Annotated in this window: 8 protein-coding genes and 1 riboswitch; of the genes, 4 read left to right on the top strand and 4 right to left on the bottom strand. The window is 45.6% G+C overall.

The window, feature by feature from the left end; translation table 11 throughout:
• Window positions 1-117: 117 nt before the first annotated feature.
• The 3 genes from ACE04G_RS18795 (at window position 118) to ACE04G_RS18785 (ending at window position 8,724) form a co-directional block, all read left to right on the top strand.
• Window positions 118-2,511, top strand: coding sequence for an S-layer homology domain-containing protein (locus ACE04G_RS18795; protein WP_449003974.1), 2,394 nt, complete (start codon window positions 118-120; stop codon window positions 2,509-2,511).
• Between the two features lie 392 nt (window positions 2,512-2,903).
• Entirely contained in the window at window positions 2,904-4,031 is a 1,128-nt protein-coding gene (locus ACE04G_RS18790) for a transglutaminase domain-containing protein (protein ID WP_221820777.1), read from the top strand.
• Between the two features lie 163 nt (window positions 4,032-4,194).
• Complete coding sequence (locus tag ACE04G_RS18785) at window positions 4,195-8,724, top strand: collagen binding domain-containing protein (protein WP_449003973.1); 4,530 nt, start codon at window positions 4,195-4,197, stop codon at window positions 8,722-8,724.
• Window positions 8,725-8,850: 126 nt separating this feature from the next.
• On the opposite strand, the gene ACE04G_RS18780 is transcribed toward ACE04G_RS18785, so the two are convergent.
• From ACE04G_RS18780 to ACE04G_RS18770, 3 genes are all read right to left on the bottom strand, one after another.
• Window positions 8,851-9,492: a class D sortase gene (locus ACE04G_RS18780; RefSeq protein WP_221820782.1), complete on the bottom strand. Its 642-nt coding sequence runs from the start codon at window positions 9,490-9,492 to the stop codon at window positions 8,851-8,853.
• 269 nt (window positions 9,493-9,761) lie between these two features.
• Window positions 9,762-11,243 (bottom strand): amino acid permease, encoded by a 1,482-nt coding sequence (locus tag ACE04G_RS18775; RefSeq protein WP_221820784.1) that lies wholly within the window; start codon window positions 11,241-11,243, stop codon window positions 9,762-9,764.
• 117 nt (window positions 11,244-11,360) lie between these two features.
• Window positions 11,361-11,576: riboswitch (Lysine riboswitch) on the bottom strand.
• 147 nt (window positions 11,577-11,723) lie between these two features.
• Window positions 11,724-12,866 (bottom strand): virulence factor, encoded by a 1,143-nt coding sequence (locus tag ACE04G_RS18770; RefSeq protein ID WP_047841582.1) that lies wholly within the window; start codon window positions 12,864-12,866, stop codon window positions 11,724-11,726.
• Window positions 12,867-13,111: 245 nt separating this feature from the next.
• Here ACE04G_RS18770 and ACE04G_RS18765 point away from each other — a divergent pair, with 245 nt between their 5' ends.
• A complete protein-coding gene (locus ACE04G_RS18765) occupies window positions 13,112-13,531 on the top strand; it encodes a hypothetical protein (protein WP_339305648.1) in 420 nt (139 codons plus the stop codon).
• Between the two features lie 46 nt (window positions 13,532-13,577).
• Here ACE04G_RS18765 and ACE04G_RS18760 read toward each other — a convergent pair whose 3' ends face one another.
• Window positions 13,578-14,276: a response regulator transcription factor gene (locus ACE04G_RS18760; RefSeq protein ID WP_221820788.1), complete on the bottom strand. Its 699-nt coding sequence runs from the start codon at window positions 14,274-14,276 to the stop codon at window positions 13,578-13,580.
• Between the last annotated feature and the right edge of the window lie 102 nt (window positions 14,277-14,378).

The raw sequence follows: 14,378 nt of genomic DNA, 5'->3' as shown, positions 1-14,378 counted from the left end.
TGCCCCGAAAACGACCATTAAAAAGGAAGCTTATGGTATCATAGGATAGACTGGCAATATTCATGCGAGGTTATTTGTTATGCATCTTTGTATGAAATTGAAGGGAGAGGTCCAGATTTGAGTTTGAATTGGAAGTTTAATGTACGCTTCAAAATGTTCACAGCGAAAGCTGCAACGGCAGCGATGGCAACACTGTTACTTGCTTCGCAAACACCAGGTTTTGCAGGCAGTGCATCAGCCGCGCAAGCAGAACAGTTAACTGAAGCGACAACGGGGGATAATGAACAACTAGACGCAACGAGCAATGACGTGCCCGAGGGAGCGAAAATCTCATCCAGGCAAGCCAGTGAAAATATACTGAAGCTATTTCCTTTGTTAAAGAAAGCAACGATCTCATCTGCACGATTCGATTCACCTAATTCTTATCCACCGCCAGACTACAAGGCATGGGAGATCGGGTTCCAGATTACGCAAGGCAATCATACGTCAGGATTCAATGCAACCGTACATGCAGGCACAGGGGAAGTGTTAAGTGTACATTTGCCGTCGGATGTCATGGATAAGCATGTCACGGCATCGGATGTTAAGCTAACCAAAGCTGAAGCCGAAGAGAAGGCCGTGAACCTGTTGTACCAAGCGATTCCAGGTCTGAAAGATACAGAGTATGCTCCGCTTGGAGATCTGTATTCTTCTATTGAACAACAGTCATTATTCGGCAGAACAGAGTATCGATACGGTTACCAGTTGAAGCATGACGGGTTATTATCTGACGCAGAGACAGTCTACATAAATGTGGATGAAAGTGGTTTGGTGACAGGTTACTCACGAGGTACTACCTCAGCTAAGTATCCTTCATCGAAACCGGCAGCTTCGGAAGAGAAGGCGAGACAGCAGTTTGAAGAACAGTTCGATGTGGAGCTGGCCTATATCTCCAAAGATCGTCTGTCTTCCAAACAAGGTCAGCAGTATTATCTTGGCTACACACCAAAGACTATCAGTATCGTCCCGATTGAAGCCAATACGTTGGAACGGATTAATACATTAACCGGTAAAGCTGTAGATGAAGATTCTTTGCAGCAGGATACGAAGCTGAAAGGCGATGTAACTCCGTTTGTCCCAGCCAATGGTACGAGGTTAAATGTACAGCAGGCCGCCAATCGGGTGGCTACGAACTTTGATATTCCCAAGGGTTACAAGCTGGAGCACAGCCAGTTAAGCAAGGGATTATATGCAAGCCCGAACAATCAGGTATGGAGTCTGAGCTGGAGCGATCGAAGTGCCAATATGTCCTATATGTTCATGCGGGATATCTCAGCACAGGTAGATGCAGTTACTGGACAGATCTACAGTTATACGATGATGCAACGAATGGGACCACAGATGGAGCAGGAGAAGGCAACTGAAGAGAAGGCAGGCAAAGGGGTAACCCGAAAGCAGGCTGAGAAACTGGCGATGGACACGGTCATTGCGCTAGTTCCAGATGCAACGGAACAGTTCCACCTATCTAACGTTATTGAGGTAGATGATGCGCGTACCTTTATGTTCCAGCGTTATCTGAACGGAATTCCGGTTAAGGATGATACGGCACAAGTACAGGTGCTGAACAACGGAACGATTAACGAATTCTATACACGTATTGCCGCAACGCCTGAACAACTGCCAGCAGAGAAAGAGCCAGCCATTAGTTACGAAGAGGCAAGGGCAATCTACCTGAAAGAGTTCAAGCTGGTTCTGGCGTACTCTAGTTACGGTGGATGGGGTATGAACAGCGGTGAAGTCATCCCGGTGGGAGTTAACCTAGCTTATATGCCTACACGAGATGAAAATTCGATCTATGGCAACTATGAAGTGCTGGATGCTAACACAGGAAAATGGATGTTGTTATACGGGGATACAAGCTCTGCAACCAAGGCGGATCCTACGGATATTTCCGGTCATGTCGCCGAAGCAGCTCTACGCAATATGACACAGCATGGCGTATTGCTTGCGGATGAGCAGGGACGCGTATTCCCGGATCGTGTGATCACCCGGGGAGATTGGTTTAACTATCTGGCAAGAGCGATTAATCCAAATATGGATCTGTACTACAGTGGGGACGGAGATGACAAGTTATACGCTGATGTGACACCTGACAGCCCGTATTATAAGGCAGTTCGGGCATTAATCGATCAGCGCTGGCTTGCCGGAGCGGACCCTGAACAGAATTTAAATCCGCAGGAAGAGATGACACGTGAAGAATTGGCAGTACTGCTTGTACGTATTTTACGCTATGAGAAGCTGGCTGGATTCTACACATTGCCATCGGATCTTCCCAACATTGCGGATGCCAGTGCCATTACGAGTAAGGGAGCGGTTTCCCTGAGTTTGAAGCTGGGATTGCTTCCTTCCATTGAAGGACGATTCATGCCTGCACGAAAAGTGACGGTAGCTGAAGCGTCACAGGTATTGGAACGGCTGGCGAAGCTTCAAGGTAAGACAGATACATTTATGAGTGGTAATCGCCTGTATTAGACGAGGAATCACACATATCATGCCCAAGCGGATCATAGGATGAAAATAACGGGTAATCGTGATTTATTGAACTGAAGATCAAAGGGACCTTCCATAGAAGGTCTCTTTTGATTTAATTTTTACAAAAATTATATCATTTTAACTAACATTTACACGATAACGGAGAGGTCAGAAATAACTTGAGGAAGCGAAGCGTGCGCCTTTATCACCGGATTTTTCCTTTTGAACAAAGGATCAAAAAAATCTGGGGATAACAGCGATCGGAAAGTTGTTCTGACATCGGAGTGTTAGTGTAAATATTCTTTAGTTGAAATGATATAGAAGAATGACGACAGAGCCTTTTGTGATACAATAGGGCGTGAGAACTTTGCAAAGAAGGGTGGGTTCCTTTCATGGGTAAGAACGGGAAACGAATTATCACCATACTGCTGGCAGGCTGTCTGATTGCTGTAGCATTACCACGTACGGTTGATCTGGATCAACTATACGCTGCATCAGGAACATCAGATATATCCACGGCAACAGATTTGCGCCAGACCTTGCTTACCGCAATGTCACAGCGAACGGAGGAACTTGTTTTTACATACAAAGGCAATGTGAAAGGCCTCAAAAAACAATTACAAACCTCCATCGATGAGGCAATGAAGAGTGACCCTTATATCCAATATACCGTTAAAAGTTATGCATTCAATTATAAAGGCTCCAATGTGTCGGCCGAGGTGCATGTGACTCTCTCCTATCGGGAGACCAAGGAGCAGACCGATTATGTGAATCGTAAAGTCACAAACGTGTTGAAAGAAATCATCAAACCCGGCATGACGGATCATGAGAAGGTCAAGGTCATTCATGACTGGATTGTGCTTAACCTTTCCTACGATACCTCTCTGAAGAAATATACGGCCTATGACGGGCTTGTTACAGGCAGTACCGTCTGTCAGGGATATTCACTGTTGGCATATCGGATGCTGGAGCGAGTAGGTATCGATAACCGGATTGTGGAAGGTACAGCGGGCGGGCAGCTTCATGCCTGGAATATCGTGAAGCTAGACGGCAAGTGGTATCACATGGACACCACCTGGGATGATCCTACTCCTGACCGCAAAGGTAAGGTGAGCCACAGCTATTATTTGCTGAGTGATGATGAGATGGCACGTGACCATATCTGGACAGACAAAAGCAAGTACCCCGCTGCGCCTGCCCCGTATCGGGAAGCTTTACTGAAGCTGGTGAAGGCCGGAGATAGCAAAAAGGCTGCCTATCAGAAGCTGTACCATGCTCTGGACTATTCCCTGTATGATGAACAGGATGCTGTTAAAGGCCATGCTGCGCTGAAGACCAAAGTTCAGAGCAAGCTGAAGGAAGGCGGAACCTCGCTGACATTCAGGTACAAGGGTACGGAGGCTGGACTGATTGAAGATTTGCAGGATTTGTACCAGCTTGGCATGAAATCGATATCTTATTATGTGTCCAAAATGGAAGGTACTACGGATCTGCGCGTCAAAATTAACTGGACAATATAACAGCCGTTTGAACAGGATGCTCCGATTGAGGAGTATCCTTTTTTGTGTTCAATTTTGTGTTCAATAGCGAGGATTTTAGTGTTGTCTATTTTTTGTATATGTCGCTTTGCTATTCTAATCTTCGGCGTATGCCAACACTACGTACGAGGAGGATATGCAAACAATGAGGAAAAAAGTGAGCATAGTGATCATTGCTCTGTTACTGGTCACGCAAATGATGCAGGGTTGGATATTTACACCAACAATGCATGCTCAGGATGAATTAACTAATTTGCCAGCCAGTGCAATCAGCGATACAGCATCAGAAGAAGGTTTGGCAGGTTCGGAAGAGGTCAACAACGTTGATGTTGCTGCCACTCCGGAAGAAGAGGGGGAGGGAAACCTCAACCAGAGCAGTTTAGCAGTGGCAGCTGCAGGTCCGGTAATTACAGATCAATTGATTACCAGTGTGCAGATGTACAATCAGGAGCCAGAAGACAATGGGAATGGCACGATTGAAGTTAAAGGAGATAAAATCGAGGATATTCGACCAAGCATTCAGGATGAGGTGGCTGTAGTCTTTGCATGGGGACTTGCAGACGACAACCACAACTACAGCGATGGCTCTACGTTCACCTTTAACTTGCCCGATAAATTCATCATCGGATCACAGCTTAAGGGTAATCTGGATGGCGGTGTAGGGGAGTATGTGGTGAATCCAGATGGCACAATCATCTTTACCTTTAATGAACTGATCGAGCATGCGAAGCTGGAAGGCAACTTCTACGTGTGGATTAAGTTCGATGAGAGCAAGATGGAAGATGGTTTGAAACAACAGATAGACTTTAGTTCCGTAGGGCAGGGCATCATTGATGTGCACTTTGCCAACACAGCCATAGATAAGTTAAAGAAATCGGGAACCGCAAACAAAAACAACTTCAACTCGGATGAAATTAAATGGACCGTAGATTTTAACCAAGGCGAGAAGGCTATGAAAAATGCTGTTCTTGCAGACACGTTCCCAGCAGAGCTAGAGCTCAAGGGCAATATCGAAATTCGCGAATTGGAAGTGCAATTGAATGGATCTGTTAAAGAAGGTCCAGGGGTTCGCACAGAATCACAGTTTCCAATTCAATTGGGAGACACGGATAAGGCCTACCGTGTGACTTACACGACAAGTGTTAAAGCACCAACCACTGCTCCGTTCACCAACGTGGAGTATCAAAATCAGGTTGCGCTTACAACAGATCAGAGCGAGCACAACGAAACAGATATTGGCCGAGTTCGTGTAAGTTTTAATGAGCCTTTGAACAAGTCAGGGCAAGATAGTGCGTATGATCCGGTAACACAGACGATCACATGGAAAGTGCAATATAACTACAATCAGCAAGAAATCATGCAAACGAATGCATGGATTGAAGACCGCTTTGATACGGCAAAACAGCAACTGATCAACAATTCCGTCAAAGTGTATCAAGTGGACATTAATGCAAGTGGAGCGGCTTCGAACAGAACACTGATCAATCCAAATGAATACACACTCGAAGCGATCGGTACAGGGTTCGATGATGGCTTCAGATTACATTTTAAGAACGATATTACAAAGGCCTATGAGATCGAATATGATACACAATCCATTCATCGTGTTTATACAAACGACACTATTACGAACACAGTGAACATGTATGATGGTACTTCCAAAACAGGCCGGAGAGACATTCAGGAAGTCATTTTTGCAAAGAGTGTAAAAAGTGAAAACTTCAACACAAAAGAAATTGAATGGCAGATGGTTTTGAATCATGATTTGCAGGACATGACGGATATCGTCATCACCGACAATTACGAAGGTAGACATATGAAACTGATTCCGGGTAGTCTTCAAGTGAGCGGTGTTAACAAAGACGACTTTGAACTGACTCCAGACCCGGCTGATCCAACGTATGAAAAAGGATTCTCACTTCGCTTGAAGGACGGGGTAACGCTCAGTACGGAGCATGTTATTACTTACAAGACAAGCTTTGATCCGACAGCAGGTATGCCAACGAATGATGAATATCGCAACTCGGCCAAGATCGATTGGGAAGAGTCTGATGTAAAACAGACTGCGATTACAAAATCTGCTGCGGTCAAACCGCAAGACTACACGATTCAAAATGGTAACAAAAAGGGTGAATATAGCGCCAAAGATAAAAAGATTACCTGGACAATCGATGTAAACTACAATTTGTTTGATATTCAGGATGCAATCCTTAAGGATGCTTACACTGGAGACCAATCTTTTGTAGACGGCTCATTGAAGGTTCATGAGTTAGAGTTACAGGGAGCCAATAATGTTACTGCTGTAGGTAGCGAGGTTCCACTCACACCTGGTCAATTCCAGCTGAACACGGACGGTAAAGGTTTTGTTTTGGATCTGGGTAACATGGGCAAAATGGCTTATCGCATTCAGTACCAAACAAGTCTGGATGGACCATATTCTGTCGTAGGTGCATATGCCAACCAGGCTGTTCTGACGGATGGTGAGGGGGGTGTAATACGATTTAATAGATCAGCCAGTGTTACACCTGCCAACGGTGGTGTGTACGTGCGCAAAACAGGGAAGCAAGAAGGTACAACGGATAAAGCATCATGGACGGTAAATATCAATCCAAGTCAATCTTTCATTCCTGCGGGTAATCAATTAACAGATACCTTGTCAGAGAACCAGATTTTATTGGCTGATTCATTGAAATTATATGCAACCAATTTACCTGCCAACAATTCAGGCAATGTATCCACCAAAGCTGGACTTGTTGATCCGGCTGATTATGAATTGCACGTGGAGGGCAATACATTTACCTTCACCTTCAAGAAAGATATCCATACCGCATTCATTTTGGAATATCAGTCTTATATTAATGCCGATCATGGTGCCCGAATTGAGAATAAGGTTGAATTTGCAGGCCAATCTTCCTCGGTAATCGGAGAAGGTAATCAGTCGGGAATCAAAGTTTCCTTGGCTGGAGCAGGTGGAGGAGCCTCTACAGGTCTGGGCAAAATCAGAATTCACAAAGTCAGTGATACAGGAGTTCCGCTGGAGGGTGCAATATTTGCAATCTATAATGCGTCTGGAACTACGCTTCTGGAAACATTGAAACCAACGGACGAGAATGGTGTGGTCGAAAGCTCCAGAAACTATCGATTAAACAATCTAACCAACGGTATACCTTATAAGTTAAAAGAATTATCTGCACCGGCAGGATACTTGGTTGATCCTGAATATGGCTCTGTCTCAGGTAAAACGATTGAATTTAAGGATGCGGATATCGCTTTTGAAATTGAAAATAAAAAGATTCGTCAAGGCTTTGAATTAACCAAGGTAGATGCGGTGGACTCCTCGAAGACACTTAAGGGAGCAACTTTTGAATTGTACTCCAAGGACGGCGCAACGCGAGAGAAAATCGATGAGTTAACGACAGGGGAAGATGGGAAGATCGCCAAAGGTGGACTATCGCCAGGGGATTATGAGCTGGTAGAAGTCGTGGCACCTGAGTTTTATCAATTGGATGCTACACCAATTCCGTTTACCATTGTAGAAAATCAGACGGAGAGTATTACATTGACGAAGTCTAATGCAATGGGTACAGGTGGTAAACTTGTCGTTACCAAAGTAAATGCCAAGGATCAGTCCGTATTAAGCGGAATTGAATTCGAATTGCGTGATCGTTCCAACAGTGTCATCGATACAAAAGTAACCGACCTAAATGGGGTCATTGAATTCGACGGTTTGGAATACGGTCCATATACATTGGTAGAGACCAAGGCAGAAGGCTATGTTATTGAACAGCCGGAGACGCTTGTATCTATTATCAAACCGGAAACTCAATTGACCATTGAAAATAAAAAAAATGATCGTTCCGTGAAATTGATTAAAACCAATGCGGGTAGAACTCAGCACCTGCAAGGAGCTGTGTTTGAATTACGGGCCCAAACTGCATTGATGGATGCAAATGGGAATTGGGAGTTCCACAAGGTAACAGGTCTGGATGAAGCTACACTGACAACCAATCAACAAGGTGAAATTGTACTTGAAGGCTTGGATATCAATAAATATCAGTTGGTTGAAATAAAAGCACCTAACGGATATGTCTTAGACACAACCCCAGTATCATTTGAAATTACGAGTACACAAACCGAAGTTGTAATTGTGGAGAAAACAAACCAGGCTATGCCAGTATCAGGTGGATCGAGTGGGCCTTATAATCCGGGAACACCTAATACGGGGGGAACGCCGCCAGATCCGGATAAACCAACAACACCGGAACCGGAAACACCAGGAACGTCTATCCCAGGCACTGTTGTTACTGAACCTACTGAACCTACTGAACCTACAGAACCTGGAGGCGGAACCGAAATTCCAACAGATGAAGATAACGGAGTAGCTCCTTCTTCACCAAGCGATTCCAACGGTGACGATACTGCATCTCCAGTTGGGGATACAGATGCACCGGATGGGGATGGTGCACTTGCACCTCCTACTGGAACGGATACAGATGGATCCCAGGGCAATGGAAATTCTGCATCACAGCCAAACGGAAATTCTGGATCTCAGGGAATGCTGCCACAGACAGGTGAAGAGAGCACAATGGCTTACACTGCTGTGGGCATGATGCTGATGGCGTTAGGTAGCGCTGGATTCATGTACTTCCGCCGCAGACAACAGCTTCAACGCTAGATTCAAACACGTAATATCTAAAATTCATCGTGTGTAGATAGAAATACCCTCTAGCAATCACTACGAAGACTTAGCGTCGACGTGTGAATATGCTAGAGGGTATTTTTTGGTGATATTTAGGGAGGGTCAGGTCCCCGCAACAATCGGTTTCACTTCAATAGCTCTTACAATTAGGCGATGTGTTGGATTGACGAGTGGATCACAGGTAATCAAGGTAAGGACCTGTCCAAGTCCGGGATCCTCCAGTACAGATAAGTCAGTAGGCTCCACTATGGATATCTGATCTACCTTATATTGGATAGTCGTTCGATCTGCCAGGGTGACTTCCATTGAATCACCAATCTGGAGTTCTCCCAGACGATTGAACAACCGACCTTTTTTGTGGGCGCGATGAGCGGCTATGGCAGCATTACCTTTGTTACCGATACTAGTGGTTTCGACAAGATGGGTTGCAGCTACCTTCATGTTGTCCTCCGTTGCACCTTCCAGAATCGGTAAGCGGACATCAATCTTGTCAATCGATAGTATCCCCAACGTATCCGAAGAGGCGTCTTGCACTGTATCTGTACTATCCGTAGTCGGCTCGGCGGAAGCTGCATCCTGCCTGCCTTGTTCGAAGGAGTGATTAAGCTTAGACAAGCCGTTTTGCAATTGCTCCAGATCGTTCATGACACGGGTTTGCTGCCAGTCATAATACGTTTCTCGCAGGAAAGGAAAGCTGATGATCAGGATGCCCAGTAGAACGAGCAGAATAGAGAATTTTTTCATTATACATCAACTCCCGTTGTCCAAGAAAAATAGTATACCCTTCTCTATTCTACTTACGGATCTATACAAAATATGGACAGGGACGAAAGGACGTACAGAAATGTTCGAAGGGGGAGCCGATCCAACACAAAACCTCCCCGTTTCGCTACAGTAGGAAGACTGCAACGCCCCGGGGAGATATTATTATATAGTGTCAATTGTATCAGCTGTATAAGTTAAACTAACCATTTACATGAGAACGTAGAGGACAGAAACAACCTGATTCTTCGTTAGTGCTTATCAGCTGGTGAATCGGTAGGTGTGAAATCACATTCCTGCAGTGGCACCACTTTGGTCTTTTTGATCCATTTGTAACCGAGCCACAACACCAGGAACAGGGGTACGCTCAGGTAGGCAACGATGGCTCCACTCCAGTCGATCTGATCACCCGTGAATGCCTGATAGTTCTGTCCGATGATCACGATAATACACAGGACAAAAGCAAAGATCGGCCCAAACGGGAACCAGCGTGCACGGTAAGGCAGATCGCTCAGATCCCTGCCTTGTGCAACGTATGCACGACGGAAGCGATAATGACTGATAGCGATACCCAGCCAAGTGATAAAACCACACATACCGGATGCATTCAACAACCAGGTGTACACAATCCCATCGCCGAACAGGGAGGCAAGGAATGCTAACATACCAACGGCTGTTGTGAGCAGCAAGGCATTCATTGGAATACCCTTTTTGTTCAACTTGCCGAGGAAACGAGGGGCTTTACCATCTCGGGCAAGGGCATAGAGAACCCGGCTTGAAGCATACATACCTGAGTTACCGGCAGAAAGTACAGAAGTCAGAATAACAGCATTCATCACGGAAGCTGCAATGGCGAGGCCAGCTTTCTCAAATACCAGTGTGAACGGGCTGACACCGATATTTTCCAGATCACCTTTGAGCAGATTCGGATGCGTATACGGGATGATCAGACTGATCACGGTAATTGCCAAAATGTAAAAAATCAGAATGCGCCAAAATACCTGACGAATTGCACGAGGGACATTTTCGCGCGGGTTTTCACTTTCACCGGCGGCTACCCCGATAAGCTCGGTACCTTGGAATGAGAATCCAGCAGCCATGAACACACCTAACACAGCGAAGAATCCGCCATGGATGGGCGCATCACCGATGGTGAAGTTGCTGAAACCAACCGCTTCTCCGCCCATAATACCAAAGATCATGAGCACACCAACGGCGAGGAAGATGATGACAGTAGCGACTTTGATAATGGCGAACCAGTACTCGGACTCTCCATAACCCTTAACGGACAATACGTTCAAGGCAAAGATCAGCACGAGGAACAATAAGCTCCATAACATGGACGAACTGTCAGGGAACCAGTATTTAATGAGTACTGTAGCGGCAGCAAGCTCTGCTGCAATGGTTACCGCCCAGTTGTACCAGAAGTTCCAGCCCATGGCGAACCCGAGAGCAGGATCGACAAAACGTGCGGCATACGTATTAAATGAACCGGAGTCCGGCATAAAGGTAGCAAGCTCACCAAGGCTGGTCATTAGGAAATAAACCATGATTCCAACGGCTGCATAGGCAATTAATGCTCCACCAGGGCCTGCGGTTGAGATGGCGGTACCACTTGCGAGAAACAGCCCGGTACCAATCGAGCCACCGAGGGCGATCATCGTCATATGGCGTGCGCGTAATCCTTTTTTCAGGGAAGGTCCAGTTGTTGTTGGGTTACTGCAGTCTTGCATGGAAACACTCCTTCATTCGATATACTGATGTTTGCGATACTTGAATTCATAAACAAAAAGACCACAGGCATCAGCCTGCGGTCTTTAATATTTCAATGTCCGCACCATGTCCCAGATGATTAAGATAGCTCAACACAGAAGAATTCATACCTTTATATAAAGGAAATGTACTTCCGTGACAGTTCTGCGCCTTTCGACAGCAGCCCCAGCTCACCGGACCGTATAAGGAACGTCCAGCGAGCTTCGGCGGGTACACCTTTCGGCTGATCTCATAAGCGGCTCCTTAGCGCCTCCATCAGCGTACTGATCGCACCCGCGACCTCTACCTCACCATCAATGGATGAGGTGTATCTATTGTCTATGAAATTATGAACAACACAACTTAACACCGTGTGTCCTGTTTAGTAAACAGACAATCAGTATAACGCGCATGGTTTTCCAGTGCAATAACAATTGTTGGATGTGAGGTCTGAGAGACGACTATTCCTCTTTTTTGTTACGACCAGCCATTTGCTGCCATACTGTTCCAGCGGCCTGTTCGCCCGATTCGATCCGCTCCAGAGCCATCTTGGCCTGCAGGCTGACTTCAAATTCGGGATCATCGGCTGCAACTCGCAACGCTTGCTCTGCTTCTTCAGTTCCGACCTCATAGAGGAAACGTGCTGCACGCCAGCGTACAAGTTTACTTTTATCAGATAACGTGGCTGTCATAGCTGGGGTTGCGGCAGGGTCCCCAATATCAGACAAGGTATCCCCGGCAGTCCGGCGTACCGCAGGAGAACTGTCCTGAAGCGCTTCATACAGTAATTCCATCGCTTCCGGTGTACGAATGTCACCCAGGTATACGACAGCCAAGCGGCGAATCTGCATTTTGTTGTCATGCAAGGCATGGGCTACGAGGGGCAGTCTTTCTGCCGTAGGCTCCATGCCGTCAAATGCCGCATAGCGAACATTCCAGTCCTCGTTTCGCAGAGCCTCTTCAAGTTCGGCTCCATCCAATTCACGGCGGCGCTCGACGAACTCTTCGGATTTGGTACCATGTTCAATGGCCTGTTTGATGACCTGCTCCAATCGTTCCGGCGGGTAAGCGGCTTCCAATTCTTGCTCGACTTCACGTGCAATATCAGGCAATTCACCATATCGAACACCGTAATCACTCAGTTTGCGTTCTTTGATCATCGTTGCACTGGCGACTTCTGTTACGGCTTTGACAAAACGGTCTGACAACGAGATTCGTTCTTCCTTGACCCCGGCCTTGACCCTAATTTGCATCGGTACGCCTCGGAAGAATTGTACAAATACCTGTGCTTCTCCGAAGTGCTCGCCTGAACCATCTTCGGATTCAATCCAGTCCAGATCAATGCCTTGTTGTCCAAGGCGATTTTGGACTTCGCCCAAGATAACGGACCAGTCGGCATTCCCTTTACGATCAAGTGCGACAAAGTCTGTCGTGTGGAACACACTCTTTACACCAGGAATATGAAGCATCTGGCGAATGAACGCCGGAGCAGATCGTTCGTTGTCCAGTGTATATGTTTTGCGAATTCCGTCCTCCAGACGTTCATCGAGATGTAACATCATCGTATTTGGACTCGGTGTTGGTTCAATGGAAACAATATTCATCAATGTAACCTCCTATAGTACCAGATTCATCTATAACTTCCCGTAAATTAAATCACACGGGTATTTCTCTATTTTACATCAATGTGAGGAATCTGCGAAATCATTCAGAAGAAGTGAAGGGGAATTGTCTAACACTTAATGTGAAGAAGTACGAAATTTGTTAACACTTCTTTCATGTTCACGCACAAACATTTTTAAACGAAAATTGGCACAATAAAGATAAGAATCAACTGGAGGTTATACCTATGGAACCCATTACCGTGCTCTCGGATGGAAAACGTCGTATTGCATATGAGAATATTATTCAATTGTTCAGGAACTGGTTTGAGGACTCAGCATCTGGTTCTGCGATAGAAACACATCGTGGAAGTTGGGAAAACGCCCGTTACTGTATTGTTGATTATCAGGTTGCCGAAGAAGCGGTGTCAGCAGCAAACGCCATTCGGGCTTTTATGCCACAACTTCCGTTACTGGTCATTACGGATTTCAAATCCCTTATTCGGAAGCGTCATCTTCAACAGATTACAGGTACAGGTGAGATGAAGATGATTCTCTGGAATGAGCAAGAGCCGAATCAACTAATCAAGGATATGGAAAATTGGTTACATTTGTCGTCTGTCCATAAATCAGAAATAGCCATACCGCCCATCTTATCCATGAGATAAAAGAGGGATATGGCAGAGGGTGTTAACTTCAAGCGTTACGGTCCTATTAGATCACATATTTATAGCCTGTTCCCCAAACCGTCTTAATATAACGTGGGTTCTTGGGGTCAGGCTCTATTTTTTTACGCAGACTTGAGATATGAACATCAATGGTACGATCCAGATAGGCGCGTTCAGAGCCTTTGATCCGATCCATCAGCTCATTGCGGGTGAACACTTTACCCGGATTTCGGTACAATTCCTTCATAATCTCAAACTCAATATGAGTGACCTCGATCTCAACGCCATCCACAAACAGGGTTCTTCTGTACTCATTCACATTCACATGTCCAGTAACCTCTGCCTGCTTATCTTCTTTTACCGGTTTATCCTTATAGGAAATGATTGATCTTCGCAGCAGTGCTTTAATCCGGGCATCCAACTCTTTCAAACTAAATGGTTTGCACAGAAAGTCATCCGCACCATTATGTAAAGCACGAAGTCGATCATTCAGCATCGTGCTTGCTGAGATCATTAGAATCGGCACAGTGGAGTGCTGGCGAAAGGCTTCTACAAGAGCATTCCCATCCGTTTCAGGAAGCATCAGATCCGTTACAACAATGTCTGGCTGGAATTGTGGGAACAGTTGAAGTGCCTCGTGGGCATGATGAACCCGTTCCGTGATGTATCCTTCCTCCTCAAGAAAGAAAGCAATCATGTCAGCCAGATTTTTCTCGTCTTCTATAAGAAGTACTTTGATCGTCATAGGGTCACACTCCTGGTGAAAATAATGTGTTAAGAAAATACTAAAAAAAAGCTGTGATTTGCTAAAAAATACTGCAAAATTTTTAATGTTTCTATCCCAGAA

The sequence above is a fragment of the Paenibacillus sp. AGC31 genome, from assembly GCF_057334655.1.
This window is presented reverse-complemented; position numbering and strand designations above follow the sequence as displayed.